This window comes from Pseudomonas sp. R3-52-08 (genome assembly GCF_003851745.1).
Lineage (GTDB): Bacteria > Pseudomonadota > Gammaproteobacteria > Pseudomonadales > Pseudomonadaceae > Aquipseudomonas.
In genome coordinates this window covers 3,723,838-3,741,121 of the sequence record NZ_CP027730.1, presented here as the reverse complement: position 1 = coordinate 3,741,121, position 17,284 = coordinate 3,723,838, and the positions used below count along the sequence as shown (strand labels likewise).

Annotated in this window: 14 protein-coding genes; 4 read left to right on the top strand and 10 right to left on the bottom strand. The window is 62.0% G+C overall.

Annotated elements, in window-relative coordinates:
* Window positions 1-106 precede the first annotated feature (106 nt).
* Together copD and copC are read right to left on the bottom strand one after the other, a co-directional pair.
* On the bottom strand, window positions 107-964 hold the full coding sequence (gene copD / locus C4J91_RS17035) for a copper homeostasis membrane protein CopD (protein ID WP_124363406.1): 858 nt from the start codon (window positions 962-964) through the stop codon (window positions 107-109).
* Window positions 965-967: 3 nt separating this feature from the next.
* Window positions 968-1,333: a copper homeostasis periplasmic binding protein CopC gene (gene copC / locus C4J91_RS17030; RefSeq protein WP_124363405.1), complete on the bottom strand. Its 366-nt coding sequence runs from the start codon at window positions 1,331-1,333 to the stop codon at window positions 968-970.
* Window positions 1,334-1,449: 116 nt separating this feature from the next.
* Here copC and C4J91_RS17025 point away from each other — a divergent pair, with 116 nt between their 5' ends.
* Window positions 1,450-2,070: a TetR/AcrR family transcriptional regulator gene (locus tag C4J91_RS17025; RefSeq protein WP_124363404.1), complete on the top strand. Its 621-nt coding sequence runs from the start codon at window positions 1,450-1,452 to the stop codon at window positions 2,068-2,070.
* Window positions 2,071-2,181: 111 nt separating this feature from the next.
* On the opposite strand, the gene preA is transcribed toward C4J91_RS17025, so the two are convergent.
* The 3 genes from preA to hydA form a co-directional block, all read right to left on the bottom strand.
* A complete protein-coding gene (gene preA, locus C4J91_RS17020) occupies window positions 2,182-3,456 on the bottom strand; it encodes an NAD-dependent dihydropyrimidine dehydrogenase subunit PreA (protein WP_124363403.1) in 1,275 nt (424 codons plus the stop codon).
* Window positions 3,456-4,823, bottom strand: coding sequence for an NAD(P)-dependent oxidoreductase (locus tag C4J91_RS17015; protein WP_124363402.1), 1,368 nt, complete (start codon window positions 4,821-4,823; stop codon window positions 3,456-3,458). The genes preA and C4J91_RS17015 overlap by 1 nt, the downstream gene beginning before the upstream one ends.
* Before the next feature lie 164 nt (window positions 4,824-4,987).
* Entirely contained in the window at window positions 4,988-6,427 is a 1,440-nt protein-coding gene (hydA, locus tag C4J91_RS17010; protein ID WP_124363401.1) for a dihydropyrimidinase, read from the bottom strand.
* Window positions 6,428-7,029: 602 nt separating this feature from the next.
* On the opposite strand from hydA, the gene C4J91_RS17005 reads away from it, so the two are divergent.
* A complete protein-coding gene (locus C4J91_RS17005) occupies window positions 7,030-8,517 on the top strand; it encodes an NCS1 family nucleobase:cation symporter-1 (RefSeq protein WP_124363400.1) in 1,488 nt (495 codons plus the stop codon).
* Between the two features lie 84 nt (window positions 8,518-8,601).
* Window positions 8,602-9,885: a Zn-dependent hydrolase gene (locus C4J91_RS17000; protein ID WP_124363399.1), complete on the top strand. Its 1,284-nt coding sequence runs from the start codon at window positions 8,602-8,604 to the stop codon at window positions 9,883-9,885.
* Window positions 9,886-10,017: 132 nt separating this feature from the next.
* Here C4J91_RS17000 and C4J91_RS16995 read toward each other — a convergent pair whose 3' ends face one another.
* The 4 genes from C4J91_RS16995 to C4J91_RS16980 all read right to left on the bottom strand — a co-directional run bounded on the left by C4J91_RS16995 (window position 10,018) and on the right by C4J91_RS16980 (window position 16,464).
* Window positions 10,018-10,476, bottom strand: coding sequence for a transposase (locus tag C4J91_RS16995; protein WP_124363398.1), 459 nt, complete (start codon window positions 10,474-10,476; stop codon window positions 10,018-10,020).
* Window positions 10,477-10,681: 205 nt separating this feature from the next.
* Window positions 10,682-12,100: an efflux transporter outer membrane subunit gene (locus tag C4J91_RS16990; RefSeq protein WP_124363397.1), complete on the bottom strand. Its 1,419-nt coding sequence runs from the start codon at window positions 12,098-12,100 to the stop codon at window positions 10,682-10,684.
* Window positions 12,084-13,253 carry an efflux RND transporter periplasmic adaptor subunit gene (locus C4J91_RS16985; protein WP_124363396.1) on the bottom strand — a complete coding sequence of 390 codons (1,170 nt, stop codon included), beginning with the start codon at window positions 13,251-13,253 and terminating at the stop codon, window positions 12,084-12,086. Before C4J91_RS16985 ends, C4J91_RS16990 begins: the two co-directional genes overlap by 17 nt.
* Complete coding sequence (locus C4J91_RS16980; protein WP_124363395.1) at window positions 13,243-16,464, bottom strand: efflux RND transporter permease subunit; 3,222 nt, start codon at window positions 16,462-16,464, stop codon at window positions 13,243-13,245. The genes C4J91_RS16985 and C4J91_RS16980 overlap by 11 nt, the downstream gene beginning before the upstream one ends.
* 204 nt (window positions 16,465-16,668) lie before the next feature.
* On the opposite strand from C4J91_RS16980, the gene C4J91_RS16975 reads away from it, so the two are divergent.
* Entirely contained in the window at window positions 16,669-17,079 is a 411-nt protein-coding gene (locus C4J91_RS16975; RefSeq protein ID WP_124363394.1) for a hypothetical protein, read from the top strand.
* Here C4J91_RS16975 and C4J91_RS27595 read toward each other — a convergent pair.
* Window positions 17,076-17,237: a hypothetical protein gene (locus C4J91_RS27595; protein ID WP_164484550.1), complete on the bottom strand. Its 162-nt coding sequence runs from the start codon at window positions 17,235-17,237 to the stop codon at window positions 17,076-17,078. The genes C4J91_RS16975 and C4J91_RS27595 overlap by 4 nt on opposite strands.
* Window positions 17,238-17,284: the final 47 nt, after the last annotated feature.

Here is a 17,284-nt window from a genome sequence, read left to right as displayed (position 1 = left end):
CCCCGACAGCGATGATTCAGTCACATGTTTAGTGACTGGCACACCGCATCGGGAGCAAGCCCCCTCCCACATTTGATTGGTGACCAATCATGAGAATGGCGGGGTCTCAGCCGGCCATGACCATAGGCGGCAGGGTGCCTAGCAGGGAAACCGCTGCCACTGCTGCAATACCCAATAGCCATTCCAACAGGACACTGGCCTTCAAGCTGCCCACCCGCTGTTCACACTGTTCCACGCGCAATCGGTTCAGCAAGGCCAGCACCAACATGCCTGCTACCAGCAGCACCTTGATCAGCAGAATCAAGGCAAATCCTTCAAACGGCGGGGTGGGCCACAGTTGCCCGGTGAGCACGCGCACGTTGACCAAACCGGTCACCAGCAGGCCGGCAACCAGGCCATAACCCACGCCACTGAAGCGCCGCAGGATCGGCTGCAGGGTCAGCGGCTGTGGCTGTCTGAGGATCAACACCAGCAGCAGCAAGCCGCCCAGCCAGGCACCGACGCACGCCAAGTGCACCACTTGGTTGAGGATCAGCAGTCGCCCGCTGAGGCCATTGAGCATGGCGCCGTGGCCCACCGGAGCCAGGGTCGCCAGCACCAGCGCAATCAGCGGCAGGCGCAAGGCCGGCCACGGCTTGGTCAATACGATCACCAGCAACAGGTTGAGCAGCAGGTGCCAGACCCAGACCTGCCCGAAAAAGGTGCTGCCCAACACCAACATCACCGTGGCCGGTTGCCGCGCGGCTTCCCACCCGCCGGCCATGCTCGCAGTGATCAGCAACAGCCACGCGACCCCGGAGCCCAGCCCCAGCCAGGCCAGGCCTCGGGTAATGCGCAGCACTTGCCGGTCGAGTGCCGGTTGCGCGGCCGCGCCGAGCAACAGAGGCCTGAACACACAGACCCCGAACAGCAGCAGCACCACGATGAAATGCACAAAACGGCACAGCACCAGCAGGGTCGTCATGGATTATTGGCCAACCTTGAAGCTGTAAGTGCCTTCGCTCTTGTGGGTGTCGACGGACACGGCGTGCCACTCGACCTTGTAAGTACCGGCCGCCAGCGGAGCGGCAGGGGTGACCACCAGGGTTTTTTTGTCGGTGTCCGGGGTTTCCAGGCCCTTGATCGCGATTTCCGTGCCGTCCTTGCTCAGGGACACCTTGGTGAACGTCGCTTCGACGCCTTCGCTGAAGGTCAGGCGCAGGTCTGTCGGTGCGGCTACGCTGCTGTCTGCCGCTGGCGTGGCGCTTTTCAGGTGTGCATGGGCAAAGGCTGCAGACGCGCCCAGCAGGGAGGCGAGCAGGGCGACGATGGTCAGGGACTTCTTGATCAACATTGTTCAATACCAATCAGAGGATAGAAGCGAGCAGTGTACGAAGTTTCGGTTCGGCGTGTCGCCCCGATCTAGAGCGGATGGTAGTCTCTAGGTCGTGTTGTTGTCAGGGAGCCCTTATGGGCAATCACAAGATCGGAATTCGGCGGATCAACGTCGAGAAAATCCTGCTGGCCGCAGAGAAAGTCTTCGCTGAAAAAGGCTATGGCAGCACCGCCATGGCCGACATCGCCAAAGAGGCACAACTGCCGCGCTCGAACCTGCATTACTACTTCACCACCAAGAGCGAGCTGTACAGCGCGGTGCTGTTCGACCTGCTGGACCTGTGGAAACAGGACGCCCTGAGCTTCGAAACTTTCGATGACCCACGGGTGGTGCTCAGCAGCTACATTCGCGCCAAGATGCAGCGCTCGCGCACACGGCCGTATGGCTCGAAAGTCTGGGCCAATGAAATCATCCACGGTGCGCCCACCCTGGGTGAGGCGCTGGATGAAAGCCTGTACGACTGGGCCAAGATGAAGGAAGCGAAAATTCGCCATTGGGTGGAAGACAAACGCATCCTGCCGGTGGAGCCGTCGAGCCTGCTGTACATGATCTGGGCGTCGACCCAGCACTATGCCGACTTCGATCATCAGGTGAACATTTTGAATGATCACCAACCGTTGTCGGATATGCAGTTTGAGCGGGCGATACAGACGGTGACCGGAGTGATATTGCGCGGGATTGGGCTGGAGCCTTGAATAGTGTGGTGAGGTTGAGGGCCCCATCGGGAGCAAGCCCCCTCCCACACTTGGCTGTGTGAACCCAATCAAATGTGGGAGGGGGCTTGCCCCCGATAGCGGCCTACAGGACTACACAGCCTCCCGATAGGGATTCCTCGGATCCTGGGTCCAATTCAAAAACGGCTTGCCCGTGTCGACCGGCACCATCTCGATACAATCGGCCACCGGGCAGGTGATCTGGCACAAATTGCAGCCCACGCACTCGTCATCGATCACCTCATATTTATGCGTACCATCCGCCTGCTTCAAGCTGGCGATGGCCTGGTGCGAGGTATCCTCACAGGCGATATGGCAACGCCCACAGCCGATACACGCCGCTTGGTCGATTTTGGCGATCACCTGGTAGTTGATGTCCAGGTACTTCCAATCCGTGGTGTTGCCCACCGCGCGCCCGGAAAATTCCTGCAAGCTCTGGTAACCCTGAGTGTCCATCCAGCGCGACAGCCCGTCCTTCATCTCTTCGACGATGCGGAATCCATGCAGCATCGCCGCCGTGCACACCTGCACCGCGCCGCAGCCCAGGGCGATGAATTCAGCGGCGTCACGCCAGTTGCCGATGCCGCCGATACCGCAGATCGGCAAGCCCTGGGTCTGCGGGTCGCGGGCAATTTCGGCGACCATGTTCAGCGCAATCGGTTTGACCGCCGAGCCGCAGTAGCCGCCATGGGTACTCTGGCTGCCGACCATGGGCAGGGCGACCATGCGCTCCAGGTCGACGCTGGTAATCGAGTTGATAGTGTTGATCAACGACACCGCATCCGCGCCGCCGCGATAGGCCGCCCGCGCGGCCACGCGGATATCGGTGATGTTGGGCGTGAGCTTGACGATCACCGGCAACGAGCAGTACGTCTTGCACCAGTGCGTCACCTGCTCCACGTACTCAGGCACCTGGCCGACCGCCGCGCCCATGCCGCGTTCGGGCATGCCGTGGGGGCAGCCGAAATTCAGCTCGATACCGTCGCAGCCGGTGGCTTCCACCTGCGGCAGGATATTTTTCCAGGATTCTTCAACACAGGGCACCATCAGCGACACGATCAATGCGCGGTCCGGCCAGTCCTTTTTCACCTGGGTGATTTCGCGCAGGTTGATCTCCAGGGAGCGGTCGGTGATCAGCTCGATATTATTGATACCCAGCACTTCGCGATTCGCCCCGTAGTGAGCCGAGTAGCGCGACGACACGTTGACCGCCGCGGGGTCTTCACCCAGGGTTTTCCACACCACGCCGCCCCAGCCGGCCTCGAACGCGCGCACCACGTTGTAGGCCTTGTCGGTGGGCGGTGCCGAGGCCAGCCAGAACGGGTTGGGCGCTTTGATGCCGGCGAACACAATCGACAGATCAGCCATTACGCGGCCTCCACGTTGAGCATAAGTTGAGCGTGCATGGCCTCGGCGGCCAGCTTGCCGTGTTGCACCGCCTGCACGGTGAGGTCCTGGCCTAGGCTGACGCAGTCGCCGCCGGCATACACCCCGGGAATGCTGGTGCGCAGTTGTTCGTCGACGAAGATGCGTTCGCCCACGCGATGCAGCTGCTGGGCCAGCGGGTCGTGCAGCGCGTCGTTGTCAAAACCCTGGCCGATGGCCTTGAAGATCGCGTCTGCGGCCAGTTCGAAGGTTTCCCCGGTGGGGTGCAGGCGACCGTTCTCCATGCGCGTACGGGCGAAGCGCATACCGCGTACATGCCCCTGGTCATCGAGCAGCACCTGCTCCGGCTGGGCCCAGGTCAGCAGGCGAACCTGGTTGGCCTTGGCGATGTCTTGCTCATGGTGGGTCGCGCCCATGTCATCCAGGCCACGGCGGTACACCAGGTTCACATCACGCGCACCGAGCCGCGCCATTTGCACGGCCATGTCGATGGCGGTGTTGCCGGCGCCGAGCACGATGCAGCGGTCGGCCAGCGGCAGTTGGGTGAGGTCATCGGCCTGGCGCAGTTCGCGGATGTAGTCGGTGGCGGCGAGCAGGCCGGGGGCGTCTTCGTCGGGCAGGCCGAGGCGTTTGCTGGCCGCCAGGCCGAGGCCGAGGAACACCGCGTCAAATTGCGCGTGCAACTCGCTCAGGGTGAGGTTGTCGCCCAGGCGCTGGCCGTGACGGATCTCGATGCCGCCGATCTGCAGGAGGAAATCCAGTTCCTTCTGGGCGAAGTCGTCCACCAGCTTGTACTTGGCGATTCCGTATTCATTCAAGCCGCCGGCTTTTTCCCGGGCTTCGAAGACCACCACGTCATGACCGTGCAGGGCCGCACGGTGGGCGCACGCCAGGCCCGCCGGCCCGGCGCCGACCACCGCGATGCGTTTGCCGGTGGGCGCGGCACGTTGGAACGGGTGCTGGCTGAAATGCGCGTTGTCAATGGCATAGCGTTGCAGCAGGCCGATCAGCACCGGGGCGCATTCGTCGGCGTTGTTACGCACGCACGCTTGCTGGCACAGGATTTCCGTAGGACAGACTCGCGCGCAACTGCCGCCGAGGATGTTGGCCGAGAGGATTTTCTGCGCTGCGCCCTGGACGTTGTCGGTGTGGATATTGCGGATGAATGAGGGGATGTCGATTTCGCTGGGGCACGCGTTCACGCACGGGGCGTCGTAGCAATACAGGCAGCGCGAGGCTTCAAGCTGGGCCTGGCGGGCGTTGAGGGGCGGCGCCAGGTCGGTGAAATGGCTGGCGAGGGTGGGCCCGTCGTCATGGGGATGGGGAAGGTGGGTCAGGGTCTGGATCACGGTGGTGGCCTCACGGTTATTGAGGTGCTGCCTCTGATGGGCGATCGTTCCCATGCTCTGCGTGGGAATGCCTCACTGGACGCTCTGCGTCCGCTCCTGGAACGCGGAGCGTCCCTGGCTGCATTCCCACGCAGAGCGTGGGAACGATCATATGCGCTGTATGTTCAGCGTTTCACCGCAGTGGGCCTGGAATGCTCCGCCCGCTTGCGCAACTGTTCGAACACCGCCGGATACGCCGGCCGCTGCACATACCGCCCGGCCCCACGCTCGGCGCGCAGGTCGCCATCGGCCCAGACCAGCTTGCCCTGGCTGATGGTGTGGCTCGGCACGCCGCGTACGGTCTTGCCTTCGAAGATGTTGAAATCGACTTGCTGATGATGGGTCTTGGCGGAAATGGTGCGCGTGCCCTCCGGGTCCCACAGCACCAGGTCGGCATCGGCGCCGACGCGAATCGCGCCTTTGCGCGGATAGAGGTTGAAGATCTTCGCGGTGTTGGTGGAGGTCAGCGCGACGAAGGCCTGCATCGACAGACGCCCGGTGTTGACACCCTCATGCCACAGCAGCGCCATGCGGTCTTCGATACCGGCGGTGCCGTTGGGGATCTTGCTGAAGTCGTCACGCCCGGCGGCCTTTTGCTCGGCGCAGAAGCAGCAGTGGTCGGTGGCGGTGGTGTGCAGGTTGCCCGATTGCAAGCCGTGCCACAGCGCTTCCTGGTGCCCGCGCGGGCGGAACGGTGGGCTCATCACGTAGCCGGCGGCGGTCTGCCAGTCGGGGTGTTGATAGACGCTGTCGTCCAGCAGCAGGTGGCCGGCGAGCACTTCCCCGTAGACCGCCTGGCCCTTGCCTCGGGCATAGGTAATTTCGTCCAGCGCCTCCTGGGTGGAAACGTGCACCAGGTACAACGGCGTGCCAATGGTCTCGGCGATGCGGATCGCACGGCTGGCCGCTTCGCCTTCCACCTGGGAGGGGCGCGACAGCGGATGCGCTTCCGGCCCGGTGATGCCCTGGGCCATCAGCTTGCGTTGCAGGTGATAGACCAGCTCGCCGTTTTCCGCATGCACCGTGGGCACCGCGCCCAGTTCGAGGCAGCGTTCGAAACTGGCCACCAGGGTATCGTCGGCCGCCATGATCGCGTTCTTGTAGGCCATGAAATGCTTGAAGCTGTTGATGCCGTGATGGCTGACCAGCTCGGCCATTTCCTCGCGGACCTGTTCGCTCCACCAGGTGATCGCCACATGAAAGCCGTAGTCGGACGCCGATTTCTCGGCCCAGCCGCGCCACTGGTGGAACGCCTCCATCAACGACTGCTGCGGGTTGGGGATCACGAAGTCGATGATCGACGTGGTGCCACCGGCCAACCCCGCCGCCGTGCCACTGAAAAAATCTTCACTGGCCACGGTGCCCATGAACGGAAGTTGCATATGGGTATGGGGATCGATGCCACCGGGCATCAAGTACTGGCCGCTGCCGTCGAGTGTTTCAGTGCCGGCGGGAATATCCAGGTCCGTGCCGATAGCACGAATCAGACCGCCTGCGCATAACACATCGGCGCGGTAACTTTCATCATGGGTAATAACGGTAGCGCCACGGATCAACAGCGACATGTCGAGTTCCTCACAGGCTTGACCGGCTTGTGCCAGTTCTAAGTGTTGTAATACGGCTCGCCGATAACTGGTTGATTCCTGTCATCGGTGACAGGAATAGAAACTAGCCCGAGTTTTTCGATTGAGCAAGAATATTTTTATTAAGCTTATAACCAATATAACTATTTGATTTAAAAGATTAAAAATCAAAATTCACCAAAATGAAGCAGCCTCACACCATTTTGACGCACTTGACAGGTTGTCGATTTGAACAACATTTCTTATTGCAAATCAGCCGGTTGAACGATGGCGCTTGACGGGGCAGATAAATAAAAATAATTGTGTTGCACCAGATTGAGTCCTGAAGGTTCGGACAACTTCCTTGCTATTCACCCTGAGTTCCAAGGCAAGTTCCGAAGATGCAATCGGTCAACCGGATAAAGCTGATAAACATCAGCCAGTTATAGATGCAGTGTGGGTCGGGAAGCGATGGTCGGCACGGTTATTGAGTGCAGTGGCGGCTGGCCGGGCCCGAGATGTCATGTTGTCGACGAGGTACTCCGGCCACCTGCCTTAACCGTGCAGGTGAGCAAGAATAATTTTAAAAAAACCGTGGAGCGGCCATGCAACAGAACAGATCGCAAGTCATCGAACGTAACGGCCTGTACGAACTCGACGCCGGCCCCGACGTCCTCGACAGCCCTCGCTACAACCACGACATGGCACCGACCAAGGTGCACGAACGCACTTGGAACAGGTGGCACATCACTGCGCTGTGGGTCGGCATGTCGATTTGTGTGCCGACCTATACCTTGGGCGGTGTGCTCACTGCGTACTTCGGGTTGTCGGTGGGCGAGGCGCTGATGGCGATTTTGCTGGCCAACATCGTGGTGCTTATCCCCCTCACGCTCAATGCGTTTCCCGGTACGAAATACGGCATCCCGTTTCCGGTGCTGTTGCGCTCATCGTTCGGCATCCTCGGCTCCAACGTGCCATGCCTGATTCGGGCACTGGTAGCGTGCGGCTGGTTCGGCATCCAGACGATGTTTGGCGGCCTGGCGATTCACTTGTTCCTGGGCTCGATTTTCGAGGGCTGGAAATCCCTTGGCGGCACCGGGGAAGTGATCGGTTTCATGATTTTCTGGTGCCTGAATTTGTGGGTGGTGCTGCGCGGCGCCGAGTCGATCAAGCGCCTGGAAACCCTCTCGGCGCCGTTGCTGGTCGCTGTGGGCATTGGCTTGCTGGTGTGGGCGATGCCGAATGTGTCGATCAGTGAGCTGATGGCGATTCCACCCAAGCGTCCCGAAGGCGCGAGCCTGACGGGTTATTTCATGGCGGGCCTGACTGCCATGGTCGGGTTCTGGGCCACCTTGTCGCTGAATATCCCGGACTTCAGCCGCTATGCCAAAAGCCAGAAGGACCAGATCCTCGGGCAGATTTTCGGCCTGCCGCTGACTATGTTCCTGTTCGCTGCGCTTGGCGTGATCATGACTGCGGCCTCGGTGAAACTGGTGGGGGTCAGCGTGTCCGACCCGGTTACCCTGATCGGCCATATCCAGAGCCCGGTGTGGGTGGCTATCGCCATGGCGCTGATCATCATCGCCACCTTGTCCACCAACACGGCGGCGAACATTGTCTCGCCGACCAACGACTTCCAGAACATCGCGCCCAAGCTGATCAATCGCACCACGGCGGTGATTCTTACGGGGGTGGTGGGGCTGGCGTTGATGGCCCATGAGCTGCTGAAAAAACTCGGGCTGATCGTGTCCGATGTCAGCCTGGAGACGGTGTATTCCAACTGGCTGCTCGGCTACTCCAGCCTGTTGGGGCCGATCGCCGGGATCATGGTGGTGGACTACTTCATCACCCGCAGACAGCAGCTGGACCTGGCCGGTTTGTACCGCGACGACGTGTACCCGGCGTGGAACTGGAGCGGCTTCGTCGCGTTTGGCGTGCCGGTGGTGCTGACCTTGCTGTCCCTGGGCAGCGATGCATTCAGTTGGTTCTATAGCTACGGCTGGTTTACCGGTTCGGCATTGGGCGGGCTGTTGTATTACGCGCTCAATGCCAGGCGCGCGATCACCCCAGTCGCAGCCAAATCATCCTTGTGAACACAGTCAATGTGGGAGGGGGCAAGCCCTCTCCCACATTGGAATGCGGTCCAATCATAAGAAATGTAGCCTGAGGAGATCCCCATGAACGCTGCCCTCGACGTTTTGCAATCGACCCATCAGCACATCAACCGCGACCGCTTGTGGCAGTCGCTGATGGACCTGGCCAAGCTCGGCGCAACCCCAAAAGGCGGGGTGTGCCGGCTGGCCCTCACCGACCTCGACCGCAAGGCGCGCGACCTGTTTGTGCAGTGGTGCGAGCAGGCCGGTTGCACGGTGACCGTCGACGGCATCGGCAATATTTTCGCCCGGCGCCCTGGGCGCAATCCCGACCTGCCGCCAGTGATGACCGGCAGCCACATCGACACCCAGCCCACGGGCGGCAAGTTCGACGGTTGCTTCGGCGTGCTGGCCGGGGTGGAAGTCCTGCGTACCCTCAACGACCTCAAGCTTGAAACCGAGGCGCCGCTGGAGGTGGTGGTGTGGACCAACGAAGAAGGCTCGCGCTTTCCACCCTGCATGATGGGCTCCGGCGTGTTCGCCGAGAAATTCACCCTGGGCGAGACCTTGGCCAAGGTCGATGCGGACGGCGTCAGCGTGGGCGATGCGTTGAATGCGATCGGCTATGCGGGTACGCGGCCGGTGAGCGGGCACAAGGTCGGGGCGTACTTCGAAGCGCATATCGAACAGGGGCCGATCCTTGAGGATGAGAAAAAGACCATCGGCGTGGTGCTTGGCGCACTCGGGCAGAAATGGTTCGACCTGAAACTGCGTGGCGTCGAAGCACACGCGGGGCCTACGCCGATGCACCTGCGCAAGGACGCCCTGGTCGGCGCGGCAGCGGTGGTGGCTGCGGTGAATGCGGCGGCGCTGGGGCATCAGCCGCACGCCTGTGGGACCGTGGGTTGCCTGCAGGCGTATCCCGGTTCGCGCAATGTGATTCCCGGTGAAGTGCGCATGACCCTGGATTTTCGTCACTTGGAGCCTGCGCGGCTGGATTCGATGATTGCCCAGGTGCGCACGGTGATTGATGAGACCTGCGCCAAACATGGGTTGAGTTTCGAGCTGGAACCCACCGCCGACTTCCCGCCGCTGTACTTCGACAAGGGCTGCGTAGACGCCGTGCGCGATGCGGCGAATGGCTTGGGCTTGTCGAATATGGACATCGTCAGCGGGGCCGGGCACGACGCGATTTTCCTCGCCGAACTAGGCCCGGCGGGAATGATCTTCGTGCCGTGTGAGGGTGGCATCAGCCATAACGAAATCGAGAACGCCGCGCCGGATGATCTGGCAGCGGGGTGTGCGGTGCTGTTGCGTGCCATGCTGGCCGCTTCGGCGGCCATTGCCAGTGGCAAGCTTGCGGCTTGAAATGTGGTAACAAAATGTGGGAGGGGGCTTGCTCCCGATGGCGGTATATCAGTCGCCAGATTTATTGACTGACCCACCGCCATCGGGAGCAAGCCCCCTCCCACATTTGAACGGTGTGCTTCAGATACAGCGTCAGACCCAGATGGCATCCCACAATGGGTAGTCGCCAATTCGCTCGACTAATCCCGCTCGCAATGGGTTGGCCACTACGTACCGGGCCATTTTTACAAGGTCATCTTCTTTGCGCAGTGCTCGGTCGTGGAAGCTTTCCTGCCAGAGCCGGCCTTTGCGTCCGATGGCGCCGTTGACGCAGCGCGTGCTCTTGGATTTCACCTGTCGCATCAGATCCGCCAGTGAGCCTTTTCGTAGCTCGATAATCCAATGAAAGTGGTCTGGCATTACCACCCACGCCAAAGAGTTCGCCAGCCCTTGGTACTGAGCCAGGCGAAACTGCCAGACGACCAGGCGACCGAGATGGAAGTTGTTGAATATCGGTATGCGTTCGTGAGTGTTGGTGGTGATGAGGTAGATACGGTTAGGTTCGCTGAAACGCCCTATGCGCAGGCGGTGTGACGCCGGTAAATCTGCCATTCCCTGGCCCTCTCAACAAGTGTCTAGAGAGGCTAGGTTGTCGAGCAAGAGGCTGGTGGGCAGGCTTTTGGCAGGATGTGTCTGGAGGGCCGCTATCGGGGGCAAGCCCCCTCCCACAGGGGCTCGGCTCGGTTCATACATTGTGTGTCTGGCGCGGAACCAGTGTGGGAGGGGGCTTGCCCCCGATTGGATTTCAATCACAGCATCAGGCGCCGGGTTTCCACCCACCCCCCAGCGCCGTCACCAACCCCACACTCGCCTGCAACTGCCTTGTCTGCACCGCCTGCAACGTCCTCTGCGCCTGCAACGCCGCCGTTTGCGCGGTGACCACATCCAGATAACTCACAGCTCCGGCCTGATAGCTGTTCATTGCCAATACTTGTGTGTGCTGCGCCGCATCCGCCGCCGCTTGTTCATCCTGCGCCTCCTGTTGCAAATCCCGCAGTTGCGCCAGGTTATCTTCGACCTCGCGCACGGCCTTCAGCACCTGGCTGCGGTACTGCGCCGACGCTTCTTCAAACTCGGCCTTGGCCTGGCCTTCGTTGGCACTCAAGCGCCCGCCATCAAAAATGGGCAGGTTCATCAACGGCCCCAGCGCCCAATACTGATTGCCCGCCGCAAGCAGGTTGCCCACGCCCTGGGTCTGGCCGCCGATCAACCCGGTCAGGCTGAAGTCCGGATACCAGGCCGCCTTGGCCACGCCAATGTTGGCATTGGCCGCAAACACGCGCCGTTCGGCCGCCGCGATATCCGGGCGACGTTGCAGCAGGCGGCTCGGCAGCTGTGAGGGAATGCCGGGCAAGGCAATCAATTGCGGGCTTGGCGGCAGGGAGAAATCGCTGGCCGCCGCGCCGACCAGTTCACCGATGGCATGCTCGGTCAGGTTGCGCTGCCCGCGCACGTCATCCAGTTGCGCCTTGGCCTCGGCCAGTTGACTCTGCGCACGGGTCAGGTCCAGTTCCGACGCGATCTGGCCCTCATAACGGCTGCGGGTGAGTTGCAGCGCCTGGCTGAAATCCTCCAGCGAGTGGGCGAGAATCCGGCTCTGCGCATCCAGCCCATTGAGCTGCACATACAGCGTCGCCAACTGGCGTTGCAGGCTCAAGCGCGCTGCCGCCAGGTCATCGCCGGACGCTTGGGCCTGGGCGTCGCCGGCCGCGACCTGATTGCGGATTTTGCCCCACAGGTCCAAGTCGTAACTCAACGAAAACCCGGCGGTGTCGCTGTTGTACACCGACGGCTGCGTACTACCGCGCAACGGTCTGGAATCCGATTGCCGCTGGCGCAACGGCTGCGCACTGGCGCTGATCTGTGGGAAAAGCCCGGCATGCAATTGACTGGCATACGCCTGGGACGCATCGAAATGCGCCAGCGCCGCGGCCAGGTCCGGGTTGGCCTTGAGCAGTTGCTGTTGCAGCCCATCGAGCGTTGGGTCGTTGTACAGTTTCCACCACTGCGACATCAATTGATCGGACGGCTGCGCGCTGTGCCACGGGCCATCGCTGGTGTGTTCGCGATAATTCGCTGGCAGGTCAACCGACGGCACCTGGTAGCTGGGCGCCAGGGAGCAGCCTTGCAACGCCATCAACAGGCAGGCCGCAAAAGGTTTAAGCCTTGGGCGCATGGGCACCCCCTGTGGCGCCGGCCAGTTGTACCGGGTCGCCTTCGCGCAGGGCGTCGGGCGGGTTGTCGATGATGCGGTCGGCGGGTTTCAGGCCCTGGTCGACCACCAGGCGTTCGCCCAGGTCCAGGCCGATATGAATGTCTTGCAGGTGCACATGGTTGTGCGGGTCCAGCACCGCGACCTGGGTGCCCTGGGCACGGAAGATCAACGCACTGGCGGGGATGCTCACGCCGTGGGTGTCCGCCGGAATCGGCAGGGTGGCTTCGGCATAGTCGCCGGGCAACAGCTCACCGTTCGGGTTGTCGGCGACGAACTGCGCGAGCAGGGTGCCGGAGCGTCGGTCGATGGCGGTGGAGTCGCCGATCAGGTGCGCCTTGAAGTGTTCGCCCGGATGCTCGGGCACGCTCAGCTCGGCTTCCAGACCAGGGCGGATCACCGCTGCATAGTTCTGTGGCACCGGCACGTACAGGCGCAGTTGGTGGGTGTCGGCAATGCTGAACAGTTCCGGATCACTGTCGGTATCGGCCTTGATCAGTTGGCCGATATCGGTATTGCGCGCGGTGATGGTGCCGGCGAACGGCGCACGGATCGTCTTGTAGCTTTCCAGCGCACACAACCGCGCATAGTCGGCGGCGGCAGCCTGGGCATTGGCGTTGGCGGCGGCGGCGTTCGAGGTTTTTTCATCGGCTTCCTGGCGCGATACCGAATGACTGGCCAACAGGTTTTGCCAGCGCGTTGCGGTGGTGGCGGCAAGGCGCGCATTCGCCTGTTCCTGAACCAGGTGGGCGTGGGTTTGCGCCAGTTGTTGGTCCAGGTCCGGGCTGTCGATTTGCGCGAGAACCTGCCCCGCCTTGACCTGGCTGCCGATGTCGACCTTCCAGTCTTTCAGGTAGCCGCTGACCCGCGCATGGATCGGCGCTTTGCTCCAGGCCTCCAGGTGCGCGGGTAAGCGCAGGGTATCGCCCGCAGCATTCTGTTTGGGCTGGAACACCAGCACCTGGGGAATGGCCGCGGTTTCCGTCCAGGCGCTGACCGACTGTTCATGCAGCGCACGCGCGTGCAAGCCGTTGGCGACCAGCAGGGCAGCCAGGGTCAGGCCGCCGACACCCAGGAGCATCAGACGCTTGCGCGAGGGTTTGTGATCAGACGACATGGGGCATTTCTCCAGCAGTTGCGCGGGTAGGGTGACGGCCGTGGACCAGGCTGAAAACCACGGGAACAAACAACAAGGTGGCGATGGTGGCGAAGATCAAGCCGCCGATCACAGCGCGGCCCAACGGTGCGTTCTGCTCCTCGGAGAGCGCCAGGGGCAGCATGCCGATGATCATCGCCAGGGCGGTCATGCACACCGGGCGAAAGCGCGTGTAACCGGCTTCCATGGCGGCTTTCAAGGCATCGCCGTGTTCGGCCAGGCGTTCACGGCAGAAGCTCACCACCAGGATCGAGTTGGCGGTGGCCACGCCCATGCACAGGATCGCGCCGGTGAGGGCCGGCACCGATAACGAGGTGCCGCTGAGGAACAGCATCCACACGATCCCCGCCAGTGCGGCGGGCAACGCGGTGATGATCACGAAGGGGTCGGCCCAGGACTGGAAATTGACCACGATCAGCAAGTAGATCAGCACCACCGCGCCGAGCAGGCCGAAGCTCAACCCACTGAACGCCTCATGCAGCGCATCGATCTGCCCGTGCAGGCTGATCGTCGCGCCTTTGGGGCGCATGGACGCGGTGTCATCCAGCACTTTTTGCACATCACGGACGACGCCGCCGAGGTCGCGGCCTTGCACGTTGGCGTACAGGTCCAGGGTAGGTTCGATGTTGTAATGCGTGACCACCGCCGGGCTTTGTACCCGCGAGATACTCGCGACGCCGCCGAGGATTTGTGACTGGCCGTCGGCACCGGTCACCGGCAGCGCCTCCAGCGCAGGCAGGCTGTCGAGGCGGTATTGCGGCGTTGCGGCCACGATCGAGTAGGACACGCCATTGGCCGGGTTCAGCCAGAACGTCGGCGCCACCTGGGAACTGCCGGCGAGGGAGGCCACCATGCTGTTGGTCACGTCTTTCTCGGTGATGCCCAGGCCATTGGCGCGCAGGCGGTCCACATTCACCTGCAGCGACGGGTAGCCGGTGGATTGCTGGATACGCAGGTCGGCGATGCCGGGCACATGTTGCAGGCGGCGTTCGAGCTCTACGGCATAGGCGCGGTTTTCGGCATCGCTGCGCCCGGAAATTTTCACGTCCAGCGGTGCCGGCGCGCCGAAGTTGAGGATCTGGCTGCTGATGTCCGCCGGCAGAAACGCGAAGTGGCTGCCGGGGAAGCTTTGCGGCAGGGCTTCACGCAGTCTTTTGACATAGTCGGCGGTGGGCGCGTGGTGCTTTTTCAGGGTGACCTGAATATCGCCGTCCTGCGGGCCGATGGTGCCGCTGCTGCTGTAGGCCATGTCGATGCCGCTGAGGGGGATGCCGATGTTGTCGACGATGGTGTCCAGCTCTTGCGCCGGGATCACTTCGCGAATCCGCGCTTCGATGCGGTCGAACGCAGCGGCGCTTTCCTCGATGCGCGTACCCAGCGGCAGGCGCACATGCAGTGCCAGCGCACCGGCATCGGTCGCCGGGAAAAAATCCTGGCCCAGGCTCGGCAACAACACGAACGAGGCCAGCACGCAGGCGAGAAAACCGACGATAAAGCGTTTGCGCGCGCCCAGCGCGAGTATCAGCAGGCCGTGGTAGGTGTCACGGATGTTCGAGAAATGCCGCTCGAATCCCTGCTGGAAATTCAGCACCGCTTGCAGCACTCGATTGCGCGGTTTCTTGTGCTGATCACCTTCATGGTGATTGATGAATTCATCTTCCGGATGATGCCCTGCACCTTGCTCCGGCGTGTGCGGCTTGAGCAGGTACATCGCCAGTGTCGGCACCAGCGTGCGCGAAAGAATGAATGAACTGGCCATGGCAAAGATCACCGCCAGCGCCATCGGCCGGAACAGATACCCGGCGATGCCTTGCAGCAAGAACATCGGCACGAACACGATGCAGATGCACAGCAGCGAGACGAACGCCGGGCCGACGATTTGTGCGGCGCCGTCGAGGATCGCCGTCTTCACCGCCTTGCCTTGTTCCAGGTGCCAGTTGATGTTTTCGATGGTCACCGTGGCGTCGTCCACCAGAATGCCCACCGCCAGGGCCAGGCCGCCCAGGGTCATCACATTGAGGGTTTGCCCGCTGACCGCCAGCAGCGCAATGGCTGACAGCACCGCCAGGGGAATCGACGCGGCGATGATCAGCGTCGAGCGCCAGCTGCCGAGAAACAGCAGGATCATCGCACTGGTCAGCAGGGCGGCGATGATGCCTTCCTGGGCCACGCTGCCTACCGACTGCTTGACGAACACCGAGGCGTCGCCCAGCAGTGAGGTTTTCAGCGACGGCGGCAGGGTTTCGTTGATGCGCGGCAGCATCTGGCGGATGCCGTCGATGATCGACAGAGTGGAAATACTGCCGTTCTTCAACGCCGGCATCAGCACGGCGCGGTGGCCGTCGACGCGCACGATATTGGTCTGCGGTGGCGAGCCATCCCGCACGTGAGCGACCTGGCCGATGGTGATGATCGCGCCGTCGACGTTCTTGATCGGCAAGTCATTGAGCTCATCGATGGCCTTGGGGCTGTTGTTCAGCAGGATCGTGTATTCGTTGCGGCCGAGCTTGGCGGTGCCCACCGGGATGATCTGGTTCTGCAGCGCCAGGGCATTGCCGACGTCCTGGGCCGACAAACCTTTGGCGGCCAGGGCCTGGGGGTCGAGGTCGAGGGTGATCTGGCGCTGCTTGCCGCCCATCGGCGTGGGCATCGCCAGGCCGGGCAGGGCGCTCAGCGGCAGGCGGATATTGTTCTGCACCAGGTCGCGGATTCTGGCTTCCGACAAGCTCGGGCTGGAGAACGCCATTTGCAGGATCGGTACGGTGGAGGCGCTGTAGTTGAGGATCAGCGGTGGTGTGATGCCCGGTGGCATCTGTTTGAGCACGGTCTGTGACACCGCCGTGACCTGGGCGTTGGCGGTGCGGATATCCACGCCGGGTTGGAAGAAGATTTTGACGATGCCCATGCCGGGCAGGGATTGGGATTCGATATGTTCGATGTCGTTGACGGTGGTGCTCAAGGAGCGTTCGTAGGTGTAGATCACCCGCCCGGCCATGGCGTCCGGCGACAGGCCGTTGTACTGCCAGACCACGGCGACCACCGGGATGCCGATATCGGGGAACACATCCGTAGGCGTACGCAGGGCCGCCATCGGCCCGATGATGCAGATGAAAATGGCCAACACGATGAAGGTGTACGGCTTGTGCAGTGCGGTCTTTACCAGCCCGAGCATGCGTGGATCTCCGAAAGAGCAGGATTGCAAACCCCGGCAGTCTTGCCCGACCCACCTAACACGCACCTTTCAGCCAGGTGAAGGAAGATTTAGGTAACGGCTGAAGATCCTTTCATGTGTATTCATTTGTTCTACAAACAGCAGCTCTTCAAGCTTGTCAGCCATCGGATACGCTTTTTTACTGATGTGCTTTGGAGCCCTGCCATGTCACCGAAAACCCTGTTGTTGATTCCCGTCCTGGCTGCCGCCTTGGTGTTGTCGGCGTGTGCCGGCCCGATACCCCAGGCCGACCCGAGCGAAGCCTGGATCGGCTTGAAAGAAGAAGCACCGAATGACCTGTTGGCCGAGCGCGTCGACGGTCAGCGCGTGGATGACGGGCGCTACTTTGAAGTGAGCCCTGGGGACCATCGCCTGGACGTGACGCTGTTTGAAGAAGAGCCCGGCGACGATAACCAGCAGGACTGCCAGGGCCGGGTCGAGTACAGGCATTTCAAGGCGGGTGAGCATTACACCCTGGAGGAGTCGAGCCTCGGGACCACTGTGCGCGCAGCGCTCAAGGATGGGCACGGCAAAGAGGTTGCCGCCACGCAGGATTTTACCTGCATGCCGGGCTAGGCGTGATGCGCCGTCGCCTTGCGCGGCTTGGCGGGCGCAGTGGGTTTGACGTGGGGGTGATGATGGCGACGGGTCACGCGCATGACCCCCCACAACATGGCGGCGGCCACCGCCAGCCAACCGCAGATCAGCATGAAAATCGTCGTTGCAAGGCTCATTCAGGCCTCCCTTCGCCCCATCCGGGGTCTATACACAGTCTTCCCAA

Excerpts from the sequence above, each read along its gene's own strand:
- copD (WP_124363406.1), bottom strand. The coding sequence starts at position 964 with ATGACGACCCTGCTGGTGCTGTGCCGTTTTGTGCATTTCATCGTGGTG.
- copC (WP_124363405.1), bottom strand. The coding sequence starts at position 1,333 with ATGTTGATCAAGAAGTCCCTGACCATCGTCGCCCTGCTCGCCTCCCTG.
- C4J91_RS17025 (WP_124363404.1), top strand. The coding sequence starts at position 1,450 with ATGGGCAATCACAAGATCGGAATTCGGCGGATCAACGTCGAGAAAATC.
- preA (WP_124363403.1), bottom strand. The coding sequence starts at position 3,456 with ATGGCTGATCTGTCGATTGTGTTCGCCGGCATCAAAGCGCCCAACCCG.
- hydA (WP_124363401.1), bottom strand. The coding sequence starts at position 6,427 with ATGTCGCTGTTGATCCGTGGCGCTACCGTTATTACCCATGATGAAAGT.
- C4J91_RS17005 (WP_124363400.1), top strand. The coding sequence starts at position 7,030 with ATGCAACAGAACAGATCGCAAGTCATCGAACGTAACGGCCTGTACGAA.
- C4J91_RS17000 (WP_124363399.1), top strand. The coding sequence starts at position 8,602 with ATGAACGCTGCCCTCGACGTTTTGCAATCGACCCATCAGCACATCAAC.
- C4J91_RS16995 (WP_124363398.1), bottom strand. The coding sequence starts at position 10,476 with ATGGCAGATTTACCGGCGTCACACCGCCTGCGCATAGGGCGTTTCAGC.
- C4J91_RS16990 (WP_124363397.1), bottom strand. The coding sequence starts at position 12,100 with ATGCGCCCAAGGCTTAAACCTTTTGCGGCCTGCCTGTTGATGGCGTTG.
- C4J91_RS16985 (WP_124363396.1), bottom strand. The coding sequence starts at position 13,253 with ATGTCGTCTGATCACAAACCCTCGCGCAAGCGTCTGATGCTCCTGGGT.
- C4J91_RS16980 (WP_124363395.1), bottom strand. The coding sequence starts at position 16,464 with ATGCTCGGGCTGGTAAAGACCGCACTGCACAAGCCGTACACCTTCATC.
- C4J91_RS16975 (WP_124363394.1), top strand. The coding sequence starts at position 16,669 with ATGTCACCGAAAACCCTGTTGTTGATTCCCGTCCTGGCTGCCGCCTTG.
- C4J91_RS27595 (WP_164484550.1), bottom strand. The coding sequence starts at position 17,237 with ATGAGCCTTGCAACGACGATTTTCATGCTGATCTGCGGTTGGCTGGCG.